This window comes from Nocardiopsis sp. FIRDI 009, from assembly GCF_003386285.1.
Classification (GTDB): Bacteria; Actinomycetota; Actinomycetes; order Streptosporangiales; family Streptosporangiaceae; genus Nocardiopsis.
The window spans coordinates 328,038-351,382 of the sequence record NZ_QPNC01000009.1; the positions used below are offsets into that span (position 1 = coordinate 328,038).

15 protein-coding genes and 1 tRNA gene are annotated in these 23,345 nt (G+C 70.2%); 12 read left to right on the top strand and 4 right to left on the bottom strand.

Annotation, left to right across the window (positions count from 1 at the left end):
• The first annotated feature begins 19 nt into the window (after positions 1-19).
• The 3 genes from lgt (at position 20) to DVR05_RS08240 (ending at position 3,691) form a co-directional block, all read left to right on the top strand.
• Positions 20-1,135, top strand: coding sequence for a prolipoprotein diacylglyceryl transferase (gene lgt / locus DVR05_RS08230; RefSeq protein WP_116245223.1), 1,116 nt, complete (start codon positions 20-22; stop codon positions 1,133-1,135).
• A gap of 130 nt (positions 1,136-1,265) precedes the next feature.
• Positions 1,266-2,441, top strand: coding sequence for a hypothetical protein (locus DVR05_RS08235; protein ID WP_116245224.1), 1,176 nt, complete (start codon positions 1,266-1,268; stop codon positions 2,439-2,441).
• A gap of 383 nt (positions 2,442-2,824) precedes the next feature.
• Positions 2,825-3,691, top strand: a complete 867-nt coding sequence (locus DVR05_RS08240; RefSeq protein ID WP_198659100.1) for a hypothetical protein — start codon at positions 2,825-2,827, stop codon at positions 3,689-3,691.
• A 75-nt stretch (positions 3,692-3,766) separates the two neighbouring features.
• Here DVR05_RS08240 and DVR05_RS08245 read toward each other — a convergent pair whose 3' ends face one another.
• The gene (locus DVR05_RS08245; protein ID WP_116245226.1) at positions 3,767-5,533 is read right to left on the bottom strand and encodes a bis-aminopropyl spermidine synthase family protein; all 1,767 of its coding nucleotides are present in this window, start codon (positions 5,531-5,533) and stop codon (positions 3,767-3,769) included.
• Between the two features lie 582 nt (positions 5,534-6,115).
• Here DVR05_RS08245 and gltB point away from each other — a divergent pair.
• The 4 genes from gltB (at position 6,116) to pyk (ending at position 15,537) form a co-directional block, all read left to right on the top strand.
• Positions 6,116-10,672 (top strand): glutamate synthase large subunit, encoded by a 4,557-nt coding sequence (gene gltB, locus DVR05_RS08250; RefSeq protein ID WP_116245227.1) that lies wholly within the window; start codon positions 6,116-6,118, stop codon positions 10,670-10,672.
• Positions 10,673-10,705: 33 nt separating this feature from the next.
• Positions 10,706-12,160 (top strand): glutamate synthase subunit beta, encoded by a 1,455-nt coding sequence (locus tag DVR05_RS08255; protein ID WP_116245228.1) that lies wholly within the window; start codon positions 10,706-10,708, stop codon positions 12,158-12,160.
• 342 nt (positions 12,161-12,502) lie between these two features.
• Positions 12,503-13,396 (top strand): prenyltransferase, encoded by an 894-nt coding sequence (locus DVR05_RS08260; RefSeq protein ID WP_116245229.1) that lies wholly within the window; start codon positions 12,503-12,505, stop codon positions 13,394-13,396.
• 710 nt (positions 13,397-14,106) lie between these two features.
• The gene (gene pyk, locus DVR05_RS08265; RefSeq protein ID WP_116245230.1) at positions 14,107-15,537 is read left to right on the top strand and encodes a pyruvate kinase; all 1,431 of its coding nucleotides are present in this window, start codon (positions 14,107-14,109) and stop codon (positions 15,535-15,537) included.
• A gap of 131 nt (positions 15,538-15,668) precedes the next feature.
• Here the strand turns inward: pyk and DVR05_RS08270 are convergent, their stop codons facing one another.
• The 3 genes from DVR05_RS08270 to DVR05_RS08280 form a co-directional block, all read right to left on the bottom strand.
• On the bottom strand, positions 15,669-16,628 hold the full coding sequence (locus tag DVR05_RS08270) for a DUF1266 domain-containing protein (protein WP_116245231.1): 960 nt from the start codon (positions 16,626-16,628) through the stop codon (positions 15,669-15,671).
• Between the two features lie 216 nt (positions 16,629-16,844).
• Complete coding sequence (locus DVR05_RS08275; protein WP_116245232.1) at positions 16,845-17,645, bottom strand: transcriptional regulator; 801 nt, start codon at positions 17,643-17,645, stop codon at positions 16,845-16,847.
• A gap of 104 nt (positions 17,646-17,749) precedes the next feature.
• Positions 17,750-17,827, bottom strand: a tRNA-Leu gene (locus DVR05_RS08280).
• A 168-nt stretch (positions 17,828-17,995) separates the two neighbouring features.
• On the opposite strand from DVR05_RS08280, the gene DVR05_RS08285 reads away from it, so the two are divergent.
• From DVR05_RS08285 to DVR05_RS08305, 5 genes are all read left to right on the top strand, one after another.
• Positions 17,996-18,565, top strand: coding sequence for an ANTAR domain-containing response regulator (locus tag DVR05_RS08285; protein ID WP_116245233.1), 570 nt, complete (start codon positions 17,996-17,998; stop codon positions 18,563-18,565).
• A 323-nt stretch (positions 18,566-18,888) separates the two neighbouring features.
• The gene (locus DVR05_RS08290; protein WP_116245234.1) at positions 18,889-20,454 is read left to right on the top strand and encodes a branched-chain amino acid ABC transporter permease; all 1,566 of its coding nucleotides are present in this window, start codon (positions 18,889-18,891) and stop codon (positions 20,452-20,454) included.
• A gap of 13 nt (positions 20,455-20,467) precedes the next feature.
• The gene (locus tag DVR05_RS08295) at positions 20,468-21,457 is read left to right on the top strand and encodes a branched-chain amino acid ABC transporter permease (protein WP_116245235.1); all 990 of its coding nucleotides are present in this window, start codon (positions 20,468-20,470) and stop codon (positions 21,455-21,457) included.
• Positions 21,447-22,328, top strand: coding sequence for an ABC transporter ATP-binding protein (locus tag DVR05_RS08300; protein WP_116245236.1), 882 nt, complete (start codon positions 21,447-21,449; stop codon positions 22,326-22,328). Before DVR05_RS08295 ends, DVR05_RS08300 begins: the two co-directional genes overlap by 11 nt.
• Entirely contained in the window at positions 22,321-23,166 is an 846-nt protein-coding gene (locus DVR05_RS08305; protein WP_116245237.1) for an ABC transporter ATP-binding protein, read from the top strand. The genes DVR05_RS08300 and DVR05_RS08305 overlap by 8 nt, the downstream gene beginning before the upstream one ends.
• Positions 23,167-23,345 lie beyond the last annotated feature (179 nt).

The window sequence follows — 23,345 nt, forward strand, 5'->3', positions numbered from 1 at the left end:
CGAGAGCAGAGAAGTGACTTTGTCGTCGACAGCTTCCGAGGGCGCGGCCGAGCTGGGCCGCGCCCTCGCGGCCATCCCCAGTCCCCAGGTGAACTCGATCCCCATCGGTCCGCTGGAGATCCACTTCTACGCCCTGTGCATCCTCGCGGGTGTCATGGTCGCGGTGCTGTGGAGCGAACGCCGCTGGGCGGCCATGGGCGGCGAGAAGGGCACCATCGTCGACATGGCCGTGTGGGCCGTCATCCTCGGCCTCGTCGGCGGGCGGCTCTACCACGTCATCAGCGACGCCCAGCTGTACTTCGCGCCCGGCCGCGAACCGATCCGCGCCTTGTTCGTGTGGGAGGGCGGCCTCGGCATCTGGGGCGCCATCCCCATGGGCGCGCTCGGCGTGTACCTGGTCGCCCGCAAGCGCGGCCTGTCGATGTCCAAGCTGTCCTTCGCCATCGCTCCCGCGCTGGCCCTCGCCCAGGCCATCGGCCGCTGGGGCAACTACTTCAACCAGGAGCTCTTCGGCCGCCCCACCGACCTGCCGTGGGCCCTGGAGATCTACCCCTACCCCGAGGGCGGGCTCCGCCAGGGCATGATCCCCGGTGAGACCACCTACCACCCCACGTTCCTCTACGAGTCCCTGTGGACGCTGGGCCTGGCCGTCCTCCTCGCCTACCTCGGCCGCCGCTTCGAGGACCGGCTCCAGGGCGGGCGCCTGTTCGCCCTCTACGTCATGGGCTACTGCGCGGGCCGCTTCTGGATCGAGTACATGCGCATCGACCCGGCCAACGAGTTCTTCGGCCTGCGTCTGAACAACTGGACCTCCCTCGCGGTCTTCCTCGCCGCCCTGGCCTACTTCGTCTGGGCCGGCCGCCGCCTCGACTCCTTCTCCAGCGCCGTCGTCCCGCACGGCCACGACGCCGGAACCCAGGTGATCAAGTCCACGGCCGGGGGCGAGACCGCCGGCGACAGCACCGTCTACAGCGCCGTGGACACCGACGACGACTCCGAGATCGACTCCGTGACCTCCGACTCCACCGAGGCGGGCACGGAATACCACCCCAGCCCCGAACGATCTAGTAGCGAGGGCTCGACGGAGGACGGCGCCGACGACACGGGCGCGAACTCCGAGGCGAAGCCCGACTAGGGCGGGTGCGGCGGATACCGCACACGACCCGGGGCCACCCGCGCGAACGGTCGACCGGACGCATCCGGTCAGACCGTGCGGCGCCCACTTTCCTGTCGAGCAGACCACGGGTTGACGATTGAGAAGGACCGTGAGCAGAGCTGAGTCCGGCCACCGCCGGAGAAGTCGGCGCGGCGGTCGGCGCCGCACCGAGGAAACCCACGTCGAGGAGTACGCCGAGACCCGGGGCCACGACGTCGGCCCCGAGGACGACTACGACCCCGACGAGGACTTCTCCGCCGAGTACGGCCACACCCACACCCGCTCCGCGGACACCGTCGCGGGTGCCGACGGCGTCGAGCCCGCCGACGAGCAGGACACCGCGGCCACCGGACGCCGATCCCGCCGCTCCCGTCGGCGCAGGGACAAGGGCGGCGACCGGAGCGCCGCCCCCGGCCGACGCGGCGGGGTCGACCGTGTCTCGGCCTTCTCCGCCTCGGCGATCAAGCGCGTCTCGGTGCTGGGCGACCGACCCAACCAGATCGTGTACACACTCGCCGAGCAGAGCAGGCGCAAGCGCGGCACCGCCGTCCTGGGCGTCCTCATGGGCGCCTTCGGCGTCGCCCTGGTCGCCCTCCTCGGCCTGCTGATCTACCAGCTGTTCAGCCCGACCCAGGGCGCCATCGCCCACGGCGAGCAGAGCATCGTCGCCCCGCCCGAGGGGCACGGCACGCTCACCCCCGAGCAGTTCCTGTTCGGAGCCAACCTCGAGGACACCTTCGGCCCCATCAACGGGCGCCCCGAGGGCGCCGAGCCGATGACCGAGGAGGCCGTCTTCGGCGACGCCGAGGAGGTCGAGGTCAACGGGATGGAGCTGTCCCTGGCCGAGGGGCGCGTCACCGAGTCGTGCACCTCGCTCGTGTGGGGTGAGGACCTCGGCCAGAGCCTGATCGACGCCAACTGCTCCAGCGCCGCCACCGGCGTCTACACCGACCCGGACGAGGAGTACGTCGCCCAGGTCACCCTGTTCGACCTGGTCGACGCCGAGGGAGCCACCCGGGTCGCCGAGGCGCTGGACCCGAACAACGCCGAGACCGGCGCCGGGTTCCTGCTCGCCGACACCGGTGACGTGCCCGGCCTGGAGGAGGGCTTCAGCCAGGCGTCCACCCAGGTGATGGGCCACTACCTGGCCGTGTTCTGGGTCGCGCGCACCGACGGTTCCCCGCCCGGCGACGACACGGACATGGCGTCCGTGCGCGTGGCGGCGATGGACACCGTGCTCCTGCCCTACGAGGAGGTCGTCGCCAGGAGCCAGGCGGAGGAATGATCCCGGTCAGGGGGTGTCGGGCGCCCCGATAGGATCTCGGACGGATCGACCCGCGCGGGGGCGCCCACGGGCGCCCCCACGTCATCCGGTGGGCCGGTGTCCACGCACCCGGCCGGACCCCTGGGCGCGGACCGCGATCCGTCCGTCGACGTCCACACTTTCGAGGCCCGATGTACCCGGAACCGAACAGGCGAGCCCTCCCCGGGAGCGCCGCGCAAGAACCAGTCCAACGGACCGAGCCCGACCCGGAGCGGAGCCGCGGGGGCGAGGGGGGCCGCCACGGTGAGCCGGACGGGCGCGGCGCGCGGTCCGGTGGCCGCCGCCGCGGGGGCGGTCGGCGCAAACGGGGCCCGCGCCGCCGCGGCCCCCTCCTGGTCGTCATCCTGGCCGTCGTGGTGGTCCTGGCGCTCCTCGCCGTCGGCGCCGTGTTCTACCTCCGCTCCTCCGACGAGGGGGGAGCGGACGCGGCCCCGGTCCAGACGCGCCCGGCCGTGTACCGGATCGTCGACACCGGCCGCATGAACGACGTGCTGGCCTCCCGCGAGGTCGACAGCCTCCCCCTCAACGAGGGTGAGCTGTTCGAGCGCAACAACACCGAGATCTCCAGCCAGAGCATCGACTTCACCCTGCGGGACGCGGACCTGACCGACGACTGCTCGTCGGCCGTGTGGGGCCAGGAGCTGACCCAGGCCGTGGCGGACGCCGACTGCACCCAGGTCGGCCGAGCCACCTACGTGTCGGACACCTACTTCGGCGTCACCGCCGTGTTCAACCTCGCCGACGTCGACGCCAGCCGCCAGCTCGCCGCCGCCATGTCCGACCCCGAGGAGGAGACGGGGGAGGACACGGCCGCCGCCCGCGGATTCGTGCTCGCCCCGTCCGGCGCGGCCCCCTTCGACCGCCTCGGTGAGGGGTACAGCGCCAGCGACGCGATCATCAGCGGCCACTACCTCGTCGTGGTCTGGGTCCAGTCCACCGACTCCGAGTCGGTGGAGGACCGCGTCAGCCTCGCGGGCCCGCTCGTGGCCCTGGCCAACTTCCGCGATCCGCTCTACCGGCGCATGGTCCAGCTCGACGACGGCTCCGACGAGGGCACCGGCGGCACCGGGCAGACCGACGGTACCGGGCAGACCGGCACGGAGGGCGGCGGCGCCGGCCGGACGGACACCGGACAGACCGGGGGGACGGGACAGACGGGCACCGGCACCACCGCAACGACCGACCCCGACGGCATCACCGGAACCGACTAGGACACCCGCCCGGGGGTGCGCCCCCGGGCTCCGTGTCCTCCGGGTCCGTCGCCGCGCCCCGGCCGCCACGCCCCGCTAGCCGGACTCCACCCGCCCGACCAGGTCCCGGACCACACCGGGCAGCTCCGCCCACCGGTGGTCGGGCAGGTCCAGCGCCGTGTGCCCCGCCAACCACGCCGGAGCCGCGGCCACCGCGTGCCGCGACGTGCGCTTGTTGATCGGGGTGCCCATCCACGCCGCGACCTCGGTCAGCCCGCCGCGCAGCGTCGCCCGGAGCATCCCGTGCGCGCGCTCCTGCACGTGGGCGAGCAACCGGTCCGCCGCCGTGGCCGCCTCCGCGCGCCGGGTGAACCGCACCGCCGTCAGGTTCCGGGCCCCGAACCCCCGCAGGAAACGCACCTCGAACCGCGGCTCCACCATCGCCCGCAGCGCCCGCTGTCCCGCCTGGTCGCGCACGGCCGCCGAAGCCGACGGCACCAGCGCGTACACGGTGTCCGAGGCCGCCGCCAGGGCCGCCCGGCCCACCAGACGCTCCCACCCGCCGGTGAGGTTGACCACCGCGTGCTCCGTCGCCGACGTGGGCGCCGTCACCCACGTCGACAGCCGGATCCGCCCGGCCCCCGCCGCGCCGCCCATGTCCGTGGGCCACTCGCCCACCAGGGTCAGCGCCCGCGCGTCCACCCCGCCGTCCAGGTCGTCGAGCACCGCTCCGACCACGGCGTCCGCGCGTTCGGCGTCCAGGCCGCCCCGCGCCTCCTTGGCGTTGACGCCCTGGCTGTACACGCGCGAGGCGTCCCCCGACGGGGCGGGCGCGGTACGCGACAGCGGCCGCAGCACGTACAGGTCCGAGGCGGCGCCGATCGACTCCGCGCCGTGGTACCGGTTGAAGTCGGGCCAGACCGCCTCGATCAGCAGGTCCATCCGCACCATCCGCGCCTGCGTCGCCGCCGCCAGTCGCGGGGTGGTCTCACTGGCCCCGTAGGCCACCAGCACACGTCCCCGGCGGGGATCGGCCATCCCCTCCAACCCGCGTCGCACGAACAGCTCCACCCCGTCCGGGGTGTACGGCGGGTCGGTGAAGACCAGGTCGGCGCCGCCGCGCAGCGGCGACGGCAGCCCCAGCCGCAGGTCCGCGAAGTGCGTCCGCACCGCCAGCCCCTCCCGTTCGGCCACCGCGTCGATGTGGGCCAACACACGCTCGTCCACGTCCACGACCTCGGCGCGCGCCCTCGGGCACACCAGGGTCACCGCCAGCGCGGTCAGGTCGTGGTCGCCCACGCACAACAGCATCCGGTCGTCGAGGTCGAACCGGGTGCTCAGGAACAGCGCGCGCCGCAGCGCCGTCTCCGCCGTCGCCGCCACGTGGTCCAGGTTCGGGTCGGAGGAGGGGCCCTCACGCACGGCCCGGGCCAGGATCGCGCCCGCCCGCGCGTGCCGGGGGAGCAGGTGGGCCACGGGATCGGCGAGTTCGTCGGCGGCGGCGCCCCGGTACTCGGAGGGGGCGACCAGACGCACCCTGCGCCGCCCGTCGCCGGTCTCGGTGTCCAGCTCCCCGGCCTCGTCCAACTCCCTGAGCGCGGCCGCCACCACCGCGTGGGCGACCCCGCTGGCGCGCACGAGGTCGTTGGCGGTCCACCACCGCCCGTCCGAGAGCAGGGCGAGGACCCGCCGGACCCGGGGCGCGTCCACGCCCTGGTCGAGCAGCAGCCGCAGGGCCGCCTGCGGCAGTGGCTGCGGTGTCTGGGAGGTGACCGAAACCGGTGACCGTGGGGAGTGGGCGGTGGGGTGCGCGTGGGCGGCACCGGGGTGGTCCGGGCCGGGGGAAGTCGGGTGTCCTGCCATGCCCCGATCGTCCCACGTACCGGAGGCGGGGATGGAATCGCTGGTCAGGGCGGTTCGGGGTAGATGAGGGAGATATCACTCACGGGTGGGCGGAGCACCCCTTGGAGGTGGCGTTAACACCGGGGTAATGTGGGTGTGCGGAGCGCCATGTTCACGTTCTGATGTGGAGGGGACCCGGCCACCAGTCGGGGTTTAATCCACTTTGGGAGGTTTAGTCGGGTTCCCAGGTGGAACAACGGCTAGGCCAGCTCTCATCGGAGAAACCTCTCCGAGAGGGACCCGTGCCGCCTCTCGGAAGGAGGCCCAGCCCCGGAGCGAGGGCGCGCCGCGGCTCCACCTGGTCTAGACCTGCGATTCGCATCGCGGCTGGACCGGCATGTATAAGAGAACCTGCCCGAACACGGGCGACCCTCCGCCGCCGCGGTCACGAGGACGTGACCGCCCCGACGGTAGCGGACAGGGACGCCCCGCACACGGGAACCGGCCGCAACCCGGCCACACAACGTAAATCTCGACGCAGCAGGGCCAATGTCGTCCCGGATGCGCTTTTCACGAAGCCGACGAAAGACGACAGGAGGGTAGATGCCTGCTGCTCAGGTGCGGCGTTCGTCCGTCCGAACGAACGCGGAAACCACGTCCCAGGGCCTGTACGACCCCGCCTTCGAGCACGACGCCTGCGGTGTGGGCTTCGTCGCCGACCTCACCGGCCGCCGCAGCCACGACATCGTCCAGAAGGCGCTCACCGTCCTGCGCAACCTCGACCACCGGGGCGCCTCCGGGGCCGACCCCGACGACGGCGACGGCGCGGGCATCCTCACCCAGATCCCGCACGAGCTCTACACCGAGGTCTGCGACTTCGACCTGCCCGAAGCGGGCGCCTACGCCACCGGCATCGCCTTCCTGCCCGTCGACGCCGCCGAGCGCGCCGACACCGTCGCGCGCATCAACGCCATCGTCGCCGACGAGGGCCTGACCGTCCTCGGCTGGCGCGAACTGCCCTTCGAACCGCAGTACAGCGGCCCCGCCGCCCGCGCGGCCATGCCCTCCTTCGGCCAGCTCTTCATCGCCGGCCGCCAGGGCACCCCCACCGAGGGCCTCACCGGCATCGCCCTGGAACGCTACGCCTACTGCGTCCGCAAGCGTGCCGAACACGAGACCGACGTCTACTTCCCGAGCCTGTCCCCGCGCACCATCGCCTACAAGGGCATGCTCACCACCCCGCAGCTGGAGCCGTTCTTCCCCGACCTGTCCGACCGGCGCTACACCTCCGGCCTGGCCCTGGTCCACTCCCGGTTCTCCACCAACACGTTCCCGTCCTGGCCGCTGGCCCACCCGTTCCGCTACGTCGCGCACAACGGCGAGATCAACACCGTCAAGGGCAACCGGAACATGATGCGGGCGCGCGAGGCCAAGCTCGCCACCGACCTCATCCCCGGCGACCTCGACCGGATCTTCCCCATCGTCGACCCCGACGACTCCGACACCGCCTCGTTCGACGACGCCCTCGAACTGCTCCACCTGGGCGGGCGTTCGCTGCCGCACGCGGTGCTCATGATGATCCCCGAACCCTGGGAGAACCACACCGAGATGGACCCGGCCGTCCGGGCCTTCTACGAGTTCCACTCCACCCTCATGGAGCCCTGGGACGGACCCGCCTCGGTGTCCTTCACCGACGGCACCGTCGTCGGCGCCGTCCTGGACCGCAACGGCCTGCGCCCAGGCCGCTACTGGGTCACCGACGACGGCCTCGTCGTCCTGGCCAGCGAAGCCGGCGTCCTCGACATCGACCCGGCCAACGTCGTCCGCAAGGGACGCCTCCAGCCCGGCCGCATCTTCGTCGTCGACACCGCCCAGGGGCGGATCATCGAGGACGAGGAGATCAAGGCCGAACTCGCCGCCGAACACCCCTACCAGGAGTGGATCGACTCCGGCCTCGTCCGCCTCGGCGACCTGCCCGACGCCGAACCCACCCCGGTCGCCGAACTCAACCTCGCCCAGCAGGTGTTCGGCTACACCGAGGAGGAACTGCGCGTCATCCTCACCCCGATGGCCCGCACCGGCGCCGAACCCATCGGATCCATGGGCACCGACACCCCCGTCGCCGCCCTCTCCGACCGCTCGCGCCAGCTCTTCGACTACTTCTCGCAGAACTTCGCGCAGGTCACCAACCCGCCGCTGGACGCCATCCGCGAGGAGATGGTCACCAGCCTCAACACCCTGCTCGGCGCCGAGGGCAACCTCCTCAAGGCCGAGGTGGGCGACACCCGGCGCCTCGTCCTGCCCACACCCGTGGTCGACCAGGCCCAGCTCGCCGCCATCGTCCAGGCCGGAACCACCAACCCGGCCCTGCGCACCTTCACCGTCGACGGCACCTACCCCGTCGACGGCGGCGGCGACGCGCTCTCCGCCCGCCTCGACCAGATCAACGCCGAGGTGTCCCAGGCCATCGCCGACGGCGCCCACATCCTCGTGCTCAGCGACCGCCGCGCCGACGCCGCCCGCGCGCCCATCCCGTCGCTGCTGCTCACCGGCTCCGTCCACCACCACCTCGTCCGCGAGAAGACCCGCACCGAGGTCGGCCTCCTCGTCGAGGCCGCCGACGTGCGCGAATGCCACCACGTCGCGCTCCTGGTCGGCTACGGCGCCTCCGCCGTCAACCCGTACCTGGCCCTGGCCACCGTCCGGGACCTCGTCGAACGCGGCGTCATCGGCGGCATCGACGCCGACCAGGCCGTCGCCAACACCGTCAAGGCGTTCGGCAAGGGCGTCCTGAAGATCATGTCCAAGATCGGCGTGTCCACGGTCAGCTCCTACACCGGTGCGCAGATCTTCGAGGCCCTCGGCCTCGGCCAGGAGGTCATCGACCGGTGCTTCACCGGCACCACCTCCCGCCTGGGCGGCGTCGGCTTCGACGTCCTCGCCGAAGAGGTCGCCATCCGCCACCGCCGCGCCCACACCGCCAACCCCAACGCCCACCGGCGCCTGGAGGTCGGCGGCGAGTACCAGTGGCGCCGCGAGGGCGAACCGCACCTGTTCAACCCCGAGACCGTCTTCAAGCTCCAGCACTCCACCCGCACCCGCCGGTACGAGATCTTCAAGGAGTACACCTCCAAGGTCGACGACCAGGCCGAGAAGCTCATGACCCTGCGCGGCCTCTTCCGCCTCAAGGAGGGCGTGCGCGAACCCGTCCCGATCGACGAGGTCGAGCCCGTCTCCGCCATCGTCAAGCGCTTCTCCACCGGCGCCATGTCCTACGGCTCCATCTCCGCCGAGGCGCACGAGACCCTCGCCATCGCGATGAACCGCCTCGGTGGCAAGTCCAACACCGGCGAGGGCGGCGAGGACCCGGCGCGCTTCACCCGCGACGCCAACGGCGACCTGCGCCGCAGCGCCATCAAGCAGGTGGCCTCCGGCCGCTTCGGCGTCACCTCGCACTACCTGTCCAACGCCGACGACATCCAGATCAAGATGGCCCAGGGCGCCAAGCCCGGCGAGGGCGGCCAGCTGCCCGGCCACAAGGTCTACCCGTGGGTGGCGCAGACCCGCCACTCCACCCCCGGCGTCGGACTCATCTCCCCGCCGCCGCACCACGACATCTACTCCATCGAGGACCTCGCCCAGCTCATCCACGACCTCAAGAACGCGAACCCGTCCGCACGGGTCCACGTCAAGCTGGTCTCCGAAGCGGGCGTCGGCACCGTCGCCGCCGGCGTCTCCAAGGCCCACGCCGACGTCGTGCTCGTCTCCGGCCACGACGGCGGCACCGGCGCCTCCCCGCTCACCTCGCTCAAGCACGCGGGCACCCCCTGGGAGCTCGGCCTCGCCGAGACCCAGCAGACCCTGCTGCTCAACGGACTGCGCGACCGCATCGTCGTCCAGACCGACGGCCAGATGAAGACCGGCCGCGACGTCGTCATCGCCGCCCTGCTCGGCGCCGAGGAGTACGGTTTCGCCACCGCGCCCCTCGTCGTCTCCGGCTGCGTCATGATGCGCGTGTGCCACCTCGACACCTGCCCCGTCGGCGTCGCCACCCAGAACCCGACCCTGCGCGAACGCTTCTCCGGCAAGGCCGAGTACGTCGTCAACTTCTTCGAGTTCATCGCCCAGGAGGTCCGCGAGTACCTCGCCCAGCTCGGCTTCCGCAGCCTCGACGAGGCTATCGGCGCCGTCGACCTGCTCGACACCACCGAGGCCGTCGACCACTGGAAGGCCCAGGGCCTGGACCTGACGCCGATCCTGCACGAGGTCGAGCCCTGGGCGGGCGACCACCGGAGGCACACCCGCGCCCAGGACCACGGCCTGGAGAAGGCCCTGGACAACACCCTCATCCAACTCGCCGAGGGGGCCCTGGACTTCGGTCAGCCCGTCAAGCTCGAACTTCCGGTACGCAACGTCAACCGCACCGTCGGCACCATGCTCGGCCACGAGGTCACCAAGCGCCACGGCGCCGACGGCCTGCCCGAGAACACCATCGACATCACCTTCACCGGCTCCGCCGGCCAGTCCTTCGGCGCCTTCGTGCCCAAGGGCGTCACCCTCCGCCTCGAAGGCGACGCCAACGACTACGTCGGCAAGGGCCTGTCCGGCGGCCGCATCATCGTCCGCCCCGACCGGACCTCCCAGCTCGTCGCCGAGGACCACATCATCGCGGGCAACGTCATCGGCTACGGGGCCACCTCCGGCGAGATCCTCCTGCGCGGCATCGCCGGCGAACGCTTCTGCGTCCGCAACTCCGGCGCCACCGCCGTCGTCGAGGGCATCGGCGACCACGGCTGCGAGTACATGACCGGCGGCCGCGCCGTCGTCCTCGGCCGCACCGGACGCAACTTCGCCGCGGGCATGTCCGGAGGCATCGCCTACGTCCTCGACCTCGACCCCCGCCGGGTCAACCCCGAGATGGTCGAGATCGAGGAACTCACCGACGAGGACCGCACCTTCCTCACCGACGTCCTCACCCGCCACCGCGACGAGACCGGCTCCGCCGTCGCCGAGCGACTCCTCGCCGACGGCCCCGCCGCCCTCGACCGCATCGCCAAGGTGATGCCGCGCGACTACAAGCGGGTCCTGCTCGCCCAGGCCGAGGCCGAACGCGACGGCCGCGACGTCGACGAGGCCGTCATGGCCTCCGCGCAGTCCTGAGCGTCAGCGAACACGAAAGGAGGAACACACACCATGGCTGACCCCAAGGGTTTCCTGAAGATCACCGAACGCGAACTGCCCGCCCACCGCCCGGTGGACGTGCGCATCCAGGACTGGCGCGAGGTCCACGAGGACTTCGACCGGGGCACCGTCACCAAGCAGGCCTCGCGCTGCATGGACTGCGGCATCCCCTTCTGCCACAACGGCTGCCCGCTCGGCAACCTCATCCCCGAGTGGAACAACCTCGTCCACACCCACGACTGGGCCGAGGCGATCGAACGCCTGCACGCCACCAACAACTTCCCGGAGTTCACCGGACGGCTCTGCCCCGCCCCCTGTGAGTCCGCGTGCGTGCTCGGCATCAACCAGCCCGCCGTCACCATCAAGAACGTCGAGGTCTCCATCATCGACCGCGCGTGGGAGGAGGGCTGGGTCAAGCCCCTGCCCCCCACCACCCGCACCGGCAAGAAGGTCGCCGTCGTCGGTTCCGGCCCCGCCGGCCTCGCAGCCGCACAGCAACTCACCCGCGCCGGACACGACGTCACCGTCTACGAGCGGGCCGACCGCATCGGCGGCCTCCTCCGCTACGGCATCCCCGAGTTCAAGATGGAGAAGCGGCACATCGACCGCCGCCTCGCCCAGATGACCGCCGAGGGCACCACCTTCCGCACCGGCGTCGACGTCGGCGTCGACATCACCGTCGACCGACTCCGCGCCGACCACGACGCCGTCGTCCTCACCGGCGGCGCCACCGCCTGGCGCGACCTGCCCGTCACCGGACGCGAGCTCGACGGCATCCACCAGGCCATGGAGTACCTGCCCCTGGCCAACCGGGTCCAGGAAGGCGACTACGACACCCCGCCCATCACCGCCGAGGGCAAGCACGTCGTCGTCATCGGCGGCGGCGACACCGGCGCCGACTGCGTCGGCACCGCCCACCGCCAGGGCGCCGCCTCCGTCACCCAGCTGGAGATCATGCCCAAGCCGCCCACCAAGCGGCCCGACCACCAGCCGTGGCCCACCATGCCCATGCTGTACAAGGTCACCAGCGCACACGAGGAGGGCGGCAAGCGGATCTACTCCGTCAACACCGTCGAATTCCTCGGCGACGACAACGGCCACGTCCGCGCCCTCAAGCTCGTCGAGGTCAAGCGCACCGACAAGGGCTTCGAACCCGTCGAGGGAACCGAACGCGAGATCCCCGCCGACCTCGTCACCCTCGCCATGGGCTTCGTCGGCCCCCAGAAGGAGGGCATGCTCGAACAGCTCGGCGTCGAACTCGACGGACGCGGCAACGTCGTCCGCGACGCCGACTACCACACCACCGTCGACGGCGTCTTCTGCGCCGGAGACATGGGCCGAGGCCAGTCCCTCATCGTCTGGGCCATCGCCGAGGGCCGCTCCGCCGCCGCCGGAGTCGACCGCTACCTCAGCCAGACCACCACCCTGCCGGTCGCCATCCCGCCGACCGAACGGCCCCTGGTCTGACCCCACCACCGGCGCCGGGCACGGGGACACACCCCCGCGCCCGGCGCCGCCGTACGCCCTGGACCGGACGTACGGTCCACCGCCTCATCGGTGACGCCGCCACGCCGACCACCCACCCGGCGTTCCTCCTCCATGTCACCCTCGGCGGCCTTCCTCACCTGGCGCTGACCCCACTCGCCGTCGCCGCGGTCGTCCTCATCCCCTGAGCCGGGCTGACCGCATTCTTCTACTCGGCGCGACGCAAAAAGAACACGCAGTAACCGGCGTAAAGATCGCATATATTGCACGGCCGACTATTCTCCGCGACGATCCGCCGGTCGTACCGTCGAAGACATGAGCGTTGTGACCTGGGACGCATACCACGCAGCAGAGCACTTCACCATGCGCACCGCGCGCCTGATCGACCGCCACCGCTTCGCCTACCACTTCCAGAGCGGCCCCGCCGCCCCGATCCGCTCCGCCCTGGCCGCCTACCGCAACCTCGACGGCGGCTACGGCAACGGACTCGACCCCGACATGCGCGGCCACGCCAGCCAGCCCGCCGCCGTCGCGATCGCCCTGCGCTACCTCGACGAACTCGGCCCCATCCCGCACAACATCGGCACCGGCACCTGCCAGTTCCTCGCCAACGTCTGCGATCCCGACGGCAGCGTCCCCCTCGTCCTGCCCACCATCCGCCACACCGAGGCCGCCCCCTGGCTCCTGGAGACCGAGGACTTCTCCGGCCGACTCGACATCACCGCGCTCATCTGCGGATACCTCCACAAACACCACATCACCCACCCCTGGCGCGACACAGCCACCGCCTACTGCTGGAAACGCATCGACACCCTCGCCTGGACCGACCCCCACGAGGCCATCGGCGTGTGCACCTTCCTCCAACACGCCCCCAACCGCACCCGCGCCATGCAGGCGGTCAACCGGCTCTCCACCATGATCCGCGCCGTCATCGACGTCCACCCCCGGGTCGAGGGCCACGCGCACACCCCACTCGACCTGGCCACTCACCCCCACCACATCGCCCGGCCGCTGTTCACCGACGCCGAGATCCGCCGCACCCTCGACGTCTTCGAGGAACAGCAGCGCCCCGACGGCGGCTGGGACGCCGCCCGCGACCACTGGGACCCCGCCGCCACCCTCGAACACGAGGGCATCCGCACCATCCAGCGCCTGCGCATCCTCCGCGCCTACGGCCGCATCGGCACCTACCTGCCCCAACCCAGGCACGACCGGTAGCAGTGCTCGCCCCGGACCTCCGCGCCTGACCCAGCGCCAGGAACCGCACCCCGGCCGCCGCCGACGCCTCCCGGTCCACGCCACCGGCCGACCGGCCGGTCACCGCACGCACCGCGGCCCCAGCCGCCGCCCCGCCCGACCACACCCCGGGAACACCCGCTCCAACGCCCCCCGGTCCGCGGCGCCGAACACCAACCGCGTCACCACGGACAGCGCCTCCCCGGCCGTCACGGCTCCCGCCCCAACGCGTCCGCCAGATCCCACCCGTGCAGCACCCCACCTCCACCACACGCGTCACCAGAAAGTCCCTCAGACACATGGGATCACCATGCCGCGTGAACACCCGACGTCCACCGTCCCCAGCCGCCAGGCACGCTCTCAGCGCCCCCCAGCCCTCATACAGCACTCGCCTCGGTTCCCCGGAGTCGGCCCACCGAGCCACAGCCTCCACCGCCGCCGACCCCGACAGACCCCCGGAGAGCCGCCGTCTCCGCGTCCAAAGCCGCCACGACCTCTTCGTACGCGAACACCACACACCCGCCTTCCGCACACACCCCACAGACACCGCCCGAACCACAGCGAACCCCGCCCCACCAGGGAGAACCAGAGGCCACCACCCCCACCCCGTTCCCCCCGCCGCAGCCAGACATACGTCCATTCGCAACCTGGTTTAGACCACTGCACCCACCAAACGCTCTAAAGTTGGGGGTGTGACACGTCGAGCAAAGATCGTCGCGACCCTCGGTCCCGCCACCTCGAGCCCGGAGACACTCCGCAAGCTCGTCGACGCCGGACTGGACGTCGCGCGACTCAACCTCAGCCACGGAACCCACGACGACCACAGCGCCAACCTCGCCAACCTGCGAGCCGCCGCTGAGGCCGCACAACAAGCCGTCGGCGTCCTCGCCGACCTCCAAGGACCCAAGATCCGCCTCGGCGCCTTCGCCGACGGACCCCACGAACTCGCCCCCGGCGACGAGTTCACCATCACCACCGACGACATCCCCGGCGACGCCACCCGCGTCTCCACCACCTACAAGGGACTCCCCGGCGACGTCCGCCCCGGCGACCGCGTCCTCATCGACGACGGCCGCGTCGTGCTGGAGTGCACCAAGACCACCAGCACCGACGTCCACACCCGAGTCGTCTACGGCGGCGCCGTCTCCAACCACAAGGGACTCAACCTCCCCGGAGTCGCCGTCAGCGTCCCCGCACTCACCGACAAGGACGAGGCCGACCTGCGCTGGGCCCTGCGCAACAACGTCGACATGGTCGCCCTCTCCTTCGTCCGCAGCCCCGCCGACGCCGAGGAGTGCCACCGCATCATGGACGAGGAGGGCGTCACCGTCCCCCTCATCGCCAAGATCGAGAAACCCCAGGCGGTCGAACGCCTCCACGACATCATCGAGGTCTTCGACGGCGTCATGGTCGCCCGCGGCGACCTCGGCGTCGAACTGCCCCTGGAGAACGTTCCCATGGTGCAGAAACGCGCCATCGAACGCTGCCGCGACAAGGCCAAACCGGTCATCGTCGCCACCCAGATGCTCGAATCCATGATCGGAGCCCCCCGGCCCACCCGCGCCGAGGCCTCCGACGTCGCCAACGCCGTCCTCGACGGCGCCGACGCCGTCATGCTCTCCGGCGAGACCAGCGTCGGAAAGTACCCCATCGAGACCGTCGAGACCATGGCGCGCATCGTCAGCGCCGCAGAACAGGAATCCCTCCGCGCCTCGCACATCCTCACCCGGGTGCCCGAGACCACCGGAGGAGCCATCGCCCGCGCCGCCGCCGAGATCGGAGCCACCGTCGGCGCCAAGGCACTCGTCGCCTTCACCATGTCCGGCGAGACCGCACGCCGCCTCGCCCGCTACCGGTCGCCCATCCCCCTCATGGCCTTCAGCACCGAGGCCAGCACACGGGGTCTGCTGTCCCTCGTCTGGGGCGTGGAGACCAACCTCGTGCCGTGGGTCGACAACACCGACGACATGGTCCGCCAGGTGGAGGCCGAACTCCTCCAGCTCGGCGAGTACACCAAGGGCGACAAGGTCGTCATCGTCGCGGGCAGCCCGCCCGGAACCGTGGGGTCCACCAACTCCCTGCGCGTCCACAGACTCGGCGACGCCGTCGCACTGAACAAGTAGCCACACCCAGCCACACCGGAGCGCCCACGAGGCGCCCGCAGACGGGCCGCATCAGGTCCGGCCCGGAGGACGGCGCATGAGCCACGCCGACCATCCGGGCCAGGACCGGTGCGGCCGACGCGTATCCGGAGCTAATGCTCCTGACCGCTGGACACCCCGCCCTCGGAGATCACCCGCTCCAACGGCATGTCCCACGGCAACAGGTTCCACGGACTGGCCGGATCCTCCGTCAACAGCCCCAACGCCGTCCACACCCGGTCGGCGCCCCCGTACTCACCCTCCACACCACGCTCCGGCCACAACAGGTAACCGGCGTGGAAGGCCAACGACAACTGGTGCCACGACGAGTAGCGGCGCTGGAGATCGGAGGCCACCCGACGCAACATCGTCTGCGTCTCCACCGGACTCAACCAGTCCAACGACGCCCCGCCGCACACCAGCCGGATCACGTGCACCGACTTCCACCACTGGAAGGCACCGATGATCACCGTCTCGTCGGCCTCCGGGGCGTCGGCCACCGAACGCAACCGGTCGATCTGCTCCGGGGTCAGCCGCACGTTCGCGCCCGTGGCGTGCCCCCCCTGCTCCTGGGGCAGCCGCGACTTCGCCACACCCGCGCGCAGATCGACCACCAGGTCGAGGGACGGTCCCGAGTGCAGCTCCGCCTGGAGCTCCTCGACCGCGGCCAGCAGGGACTCGCGGTCGGTCACGTTCCACTGCTGTTCCAGGACCCGCCGGTAGCGGCGGCGCAGCGACGGCCGGGCCACCACGTCCCAGGGCTCGGCGAGCGCCACCCGGAACGGGGCCGCGACCGCGGCGGCCCACCGCTCGGTGCTCAGCGGGGCCTCGGGATCCTTGGTCCGGACGGCGGGCGACTCCCGCGCACCGACGACCAACTCGGCGAAGGAACCGGCGACCAGGGCCACGACGGGGAGGAACGCCCACCCGGGCTGGCCGACGGCGACGAGCAGGACGATGAGGAGGGCGAAGGGCGCCAGCAGCCACGGCAGACGGCGCCGGGACCCCCAGGCCACCACGACCCAGGCGCCGATGACGAGTGCGCCGATCACCCCGGCGACCGCGGTCAGCACCCGCTTCTCCTCTCCTGGAAACCTCTCTGCACAACAAGGATCGGTGACGCGGGGCTCGAACGGCGCCCGAACCCACGGGTTGTACCCAGGTTGTGGCCGTGATGTGACCGGTTCAGCCTGGTTGCCCCGGCATAAAGTGACAAAAGGCCCAAGTGGGGTCGAACTGGCCGGGTAGATACCAAGGTTCTGGCCCGAACCTTCGAACCCCGCGCGCGGTCAGTACTTGGGACCGACGAAGGAGTCCATCCGCGCCACGGCGGCCTTGGTCGAGATGGAGACCACAGTCTGGTCGTGGACCCCCGTCGTGGCTTTGACATGACTGCGCCAAGGGATGTCCAGGCGGTCGAGGGTGGCGGTGAGCAGGTTGACGATGTCCCTGGATGCGTTGGTGAAGTGGTAGCGAGGGTACTCGTACCACTTCTCCCCGCCGTCTGGGAGCTTCTTGCGTATGCGGTTGGTGACCCGGCACCCGTCGGAGTGGATGAGACCTCGAACGAGCGCTTCGCGGTGGGCGTCGACGATCTGTTGTTGCCACGGCTCCAGGGCGATGGTCCGGTGATGCTTCTTGCCGGGGCCGTGTTGGGGGAAGAGGCAGGGCCAGTGCTTCCAGTCTCCGTAGACCTCCGTGCACCCCGTGCACAGGGCCGTGTTCACGCGACGTCCCGGGTGGACGCTGGCCATGCTCGACGAGCACTGTTCGATCAGACCGGGCCAGGAGTCCGAGCAGAGGATCCGCAGGCGATGGACGCCCCGGCTGCCGTCCCCGGTCCGTGAGATGCAACCGTCGCCCAGATAGAGGCCGAGGAGATAGCTGTAGGACTCCGCGTCAGCAGGGGGTCGGGGTATCGGTTCGCACCGGGGGCACGCGGAGTCCTGGTGCTTGTCGACCGATGAGGGGTCGGTTCGCCAGGCGCGCAGTGTCGACCGGTTGATGCCGAGGCGTCGACTGACCTCGCTGTAGAAGATCCCGGAGTTCAGCATGTCCACCGCCGAGCGGCGGATGTGAGGTGCGTACATGAAGTGAACAATCGCTCACGCATACGACATTTGGCTGATGGTCGGGGATGCTCCGGGTTGTGAAGGGCTCTGAACAGCGAAAAGCCACCCAGAAGGGTGGCTTTTGGTGCCCTGAGTGGGACTCGAACCCACACTGGACGAGGTTTGAGCTCGCGGCCTCTGCCGAATTGGGCTATCAGGGCTAGTTTGTGGTGATCTTGGTGATACTACCTTCTTGTCCGTTTTGTCGGCTTCGGGGGTCAGTGCTGTGCCAACACTGACGTCACGATTGACACGCATTGCCGGTCCCGACGTCCAGCATCCTAGCGGATCTCGGTAACCTCGTGTACGTGACGAGGACGCAGAGCCGCGTGGTGATCGCGGAAGACGAGGCCCTGATCCGCCTGGACCTCAAGGAGATGCTCGAAGAGGACGGCTACACCGTCGTCGGCGAGGCCGGTGACGGCGAGACCGCTATCCGGCTTGCCCAGGAGCTGAAGCCCGATCTGGTGATCACCGACATCAAGATGCCGGTGCTCGACGGCCTGTCCGCCGCCGAGCGCATCGCCGCCGAGCGCATCGCCCCGGTCGTGATCCTCACCGCCTTCTCCCAACGCGAGCTGGTGGAGCGGGCGCGTGAGGCCGGGGCCATGGCCTACCTGGTCAAGCCCTTCAACAAGTCGGACCTGGTTCCGGCGATCGAGATGGCCACCTCCCGCTACGCCGAACTGGCCGCGCTGGAGGCGGAGGTCAGCAGCCTCCAGGACCGTCTCGACACGCGCAAGCTCGTCGAGCAGGCCAAGGGTCTGCTCCAGAGCCGCCACGGCATGAGCGAACCCGAGGCGTTCCGATGGATCCAGAAGAACTCCATGGACCGCCGACTGACGATGCGCAAGGTCGCGGAGACGGTCATCGAGACGCTCGGCGGCAAGCAGGGCTGAGCGCCGGGACCCCAACCTCTCGCGGGGGCCGCACCCGAGTCGGGTGCGGCCCCCGTCTGTTCTCCTGCGCACCTGGGGCGGAGGAAACGTACAGATCAGCTGGTGTTCGCGGCGAAAACCAGACACTCGTTCAGGGTCAACCGGGTGGACGTACCGGTTCGGTCTCGGTTTCACACAATGGGATGACGGTTGCATCACGTGGCTTAAGCGGTGCTGAATGACCTGCCTAAACCGGGCTAAACTCACCGCACCGAACAGCAAAGGACAACGGTGTCGAATGCGCGCATTCGGCGCCGCCAACCTCAGATGCGCAAGGAGCGCGCGTGCGCACACGTCTCGTGACCGTGCTGCTCGCCCTGATCACCGCCATCCTGGTGATCCCCGGGCCAGCGGCGACGGCAGACGAACAGGGCGGTGAGTCGCTGCACGGTCGGATCCTCAATCCGCAGGACCGCGATCAGGGTGTCGAGGGCATCCTGCTCACGGTCTTCGAGGGCGAGGACGAGATCGCGGCGGCCGAGACCGGCCCTGATGGAAATTGGGAAGCGGAACTGCCCGGACCGGGTGAGTACCGCGTGGTCGTGGACCAGGAGTCCATCCCCAGCGAGTTCGCGCTACGGGAGAGCGTCATCGTCGTCGACGGTGAGGCCGTGGTCGAGGTCGAGGCGGATGACCGGCGACCGTTGATCATCGCCTTGGACGTGGCCGGCGCCGCGGACGAGGGCACGGGTTCCCCCTCTCCCTCGGAGGAGGGGTCGGACGGCTCCGACGGGGGTGACGCCGCGGCCGACGACGCCGTCGCCACGGGCGCTGACAGCGGCGGCTCCTTCGGGGACCGGTTCGCCCAGCTCACCGCGTCGGGTCTGCTGTACGGCCTGGTGATCGCGGTGTCCGCGATCGGCCTGTCGCTGATCTTCGGGACCACGAAGATGATCAACTTCGCCCACGGCGACATGGTCACCTTCGGCGCGATGATCGCCCTGCTGTTCAGCACGGGCGCGGCGGGGATGGGCAACTCCCTCCTGGCGATCTTCCTGGGGCTGGCCGCGGCCGTGGTCCTGGGCGGCTTCTTCGAGAACAGGCTCGCGCGCGTGCCGCTGGTCGTCGCCCAGTGGACGGCCATCCTCCTCGGCATCGTGCTGGCGACGGTGCTCGGTGTGATGGGCGACTCGGTGGGCTGGCAGGTTCCCCTCTGGGGCGCGGCGGTGATCGCCGTGCTGATGGGCGGGGTCCTGGGGGCCGGTATGGAGCGCTACATCTGGCGTCCGCTGCGGCACCGAAACGTGGCGCTGATCCAGATGTTCATCGTCTCGATCGGTCTGGCCCTGGTGGTGCGGCACGTGATCCTGGTGCTCTTCGGCGCGGGCCGTGAGCGTTACGCGGGTTACCAGATCCAGGACCCGGTGAACCTGGGGCTGGTCGAGCTGCCGCCGCGTGACCTGGTGGTCATGGGCGTGGCCGTGCTCGTGCTGGTGGGGGTGGCCTGCCTGTTGCAGTTCACCCGGATCGGCAAGGCGATGCGCGCGGTGTCGGACAACCGGGACCTGGCGGAGTCGTCGGGGATCGACGTGGACCGCGTGACGCTGTACGTGTGGGGGCTGGGCGGCGGCCTGGCGGCGCTGGGCGGTGTGCTCTACGGGCTGAACCAGATCGTGGAGTACGAGATGGGCTTCCGTCTGCTGTTGCTGATGTTCGCCGCGGTGATCCTGGGTGGTCTCGGTACCGCCTACGGCGCGATGGTCGGTGGTTTGGCCGTGGGGCTGGTGGCGATGCTGTCGACCCTGTGGTTCCCGACGCAGATGATGCAGGCGTGGGCGTTGGCGCTGATGATTCTGATGCTGCTGGTCAGGCCCCAGGGTCTGCTCGGCCGGCGCGAGCGGGTCGGCTAGGGGAGGCAGGACGATGGATATTGTTTCGATCCTCGCGGAGTCGACCCGGTCGGCCTTCGGTCCGATCGCGGCGATCTACGCGTTGGCGGCGATCGGTCTGAACCTGCACTTCGGGTACACGGGCCTGCTGAACTTCGGCCAGGTCGGGTTCATGCTGGTGGGCGCCTACGGTGTGGGCATCAGCGTGGCGGTGTTCGATCTGCCGTTGCCGGTCGGGTTCGCGGTCGGGTTGCTGTGCGCGCTGGTGTTGGCGCTGCTGTTGGGTATTCCGACGCTGCGGTTGCGGGCGGACTATCTGGCGATCACCACGATCGCGGCGGCGGAGGTGATCCGCCTGGTCTATCGGGCGGGGTTCGCCGAGCCGCTGACCGGTGGTGTGTACGGTCTGCAGAACCTGGCGGACGGTTTCCGGGTGCTGAACCCCTTCGACGGCGGTGAGCGCTACGGTGTGGGCGCCCTGTCCTACAACGGCAACCACATGTGGGTGCTGGTGGTGACCTGGGGCCTGGTGGCCCTGATGTGCGGTCTGGTGTGGATGCTGATGCACAGCCCCTGGGGGCGTGTCATCAAGGGCATCCGGGAGGACGAGGACGCCGTCCGCAGTCTGGGCAAGAACGTGTTCGCGTACAAGATGCAGATCCTGGTCCTGGGCGGTCTGATCGGCGCCCTGGCGGGGTGCATGTTGGCGGTGTACCAGGCGTCGATCCAGCCGGACCAGTTCAAGCCGCAGGTGACGTTCTTCCTGTGGGTGATCCTGCTGCTCGGCGGCGCGGGCCGGGTGTTCGGTCCGGTGCTGGGGGCGATGGCCTTCTGGTTCCTGATGAACTTCACCGACGGTCTGCTCCGGGGTATGGGTTCGATGGGTTGGTTCCCGTTCCTGCAGGGGCCGGACTACGGTGCGATCCAGCTGGCCTTCGTCGGTGTGCTGCTGGTGGTGCTGATCGTGTTCCGGCCGCAGGGTCTCATCGGCGACCGCAAGGAGATGTTGATCAATGTCAAGTGAGGCGACGAACTCCTCCGCGGGTGTCGAGGCCGACCGGATGGCCGGTGCGGAGCCGGTGCCGGGTTCGGGCAAGTCGGATCCGATCCTGGTCGCCGACGGTGTGCGCCGTTCGTTCGGGGGGCTGACCGCGGTCGACGTGGAGCACCTGGAGGTGCAGCGCGGGACGATCACGGCGTTGATCGGGCCGAACGGTGCGGGCAAGTCCACGCTGTTCAACCTGTTGACCGGGTTCGATCGGGTGGACCGGGGCACGTGGACGTTCGAGGGCGTTGGCATCAACGGCAGGCCGGGCCACAGGGTGGCGCGTGCCGGGATGGTGCGGACGTTCCAGCTGACCAAGGCGCTGACGCGGATGACGGTGCTCGACAACATGTTGTTGGGCGCGCAGGGCCAGGTCGGTGAGCGGATGGCCGGTGCGTTCCTGCGGAACGTGTGGGCCGGTCAGGAGCGTGCGAACACCCGGCGGGCGCTGGAGTTGTTGGAGCGGTTCAAGCTCATCGACAAGCGTGACGAGATGGCGGGCGCGCTGTCGGGCGGTCAGCGCAAGCTGTTGGAGATGGCTCGGGCGCTGATGACCGATCCGTCGATGATCATGCTGGACGAGCCGATGGCGGGTGTGAACCCGGCGTTGGTGCAGTCCCTGCTGGAGCACATCACGTCGCTTCGGGACGAGGGCAAGACGGTCCTGTTCGTGGAGCACGACATGGACGTGATCATGGGGATCAGTGACTGGATCGTCGTGTTGGCGCAGGGACGGGTGATCGCGGAGGGCCGTCCGTCGGACATCCGCTCGAACCAGCAGGTGATCGACGCCTACCTGGGAGCCCAGGAGGACGACTCGGCCGAGGCCCGGGGGAGTGGTGATGACTGAGAGGGACGGTCTGGGACCGGAGAAGGCTCCGTCGGAGGTCGAGGTCTTCGAGAGGCACCGGGAGGAGGTCCTGGAGCACGCGGGCGCCGAGGCGGTCGGTGAGGTGGGTGGTCCGGACGACTACCTGCTGTTGGCCAAGGAGCTGGTGGCCGGGTACGTGCCCGGGGTGAACATCCTCAACGGGTGTACGTTGACGCTCACCGAGGGTGAGGTCGTGGCGATCATCGGGCCGAACGGCGCTGGTAAGTCGACGCTGATCAAGACGATCTTCGGGTTGATCCCGGTGCGTGAGGGCGGCCTGACGCTGCGGGGTTCGAGTATTCGGGGTCTGGCGGCGCACAGCCTGGTGGAGCGCGGTGTGGGTTACGTGCCGCAGACGCAGAACGTGTTCCCGTCGCTGACGATCGAGGAGAACCTCCAGATGGGGGCGTTCCTGCGGCCGAGGTCGTTCGCGGCGCGGTTCGCGGTGGTGGCGGAGCTCTTCCCGCTGCTGGGTGAGCGGCGCAAGGCGAAGGCGGGGTCGCTGTCGGGCGGTGAGCGCCAGATGGTGGCGATGGGCCGCGCGTTGATGATGGATCCGTCGGTGCTGCTGTTGGACGAGCCGACGGCGGGGCTGTCGCCGATCTACCAGGAGGAGGTCTTCCAGCGGGTCAAGGAGGTCAACTCCACGGGTGTGTCGGTGATCATGGTGGAGCAGAACGCCCGTCGCTGCCTGCAGATCTGTGACCGCGGTTATGTGCTGGACCAGGGCCGTAACGCGTACACGGGGTCGGGGCGGGACCTGTTGAACGACCCGAACGTGATCGAGCTGTACCTGGGGACGCTGGCCAGGGACTGAGCCGGTCGTCGGTGAGGGGCGGGGCCGTGCGGCTCCGCCCCTTCGTCGCGCGCGCGGCCGGGCGCGGGCGGTGTCGCGGTGGCGGGGTCGGGGCCGGGCGTCCGGGGCGGTGTCCGGCGGTGGTCGCGGGGCCTGGTCCGGTGCGGTCCGTGGAGCCGGGGCGGTGGTGCGGGGCCGGT

Bases quoted from the DNA above. Each gene is read 5' to 3' on its own strand.
- DVR05_RS08245 (WP_116245226.1), bottom strand. From the start codon at position 5,533: ATGGCAGGACACCCGACTTCCCCCGGCCCGGACCACCCCGGTGCCGCC.
- DVR05_RS08295 (WP_116245235.1), top strand. From the start codon at position 20,468: ATGGATATTGTTTCGATCCTCGCGGAGTCGACCCGGTCGGCCTTCGGT.
- DVR05_RS08305 (WP_116245237.1), top strand. From the start codon at position 22,321: ATGACTGAGAGGGACGGTCTGGGACCGGAGAAGGCTCCGTCGGAGGTC.
- gltB (WP_116245227.1), top strand. From the start codon at position 6,116: ATGCCTGCTGCTCAGGTGCGGCGTTCGTCCGTCCGAACGAACGCGGAA.
- DVR05_RS08300 (WP_116245236.1), top strand. From the start codon at position 21,447: ATGTCAAGTGAGGCGACGAACTCCTCCGCGGGTGTCGAGGCCGACCGG.
- DVR05_RS08275 (WP_116245232.1), bottom strand. From the start codon at position 17,645: ATGTACGCACCTCACATCCGCCGCTCGGCGGTGGACATGCTGAACTCC.
- DVR05_RS08255 (WP_116245228.1), top strand. From the start codon at position 10,706: ATGGCTGACCCCAAGGGTTTCCTGAAGATCACCGAACGCGAACTGCCC.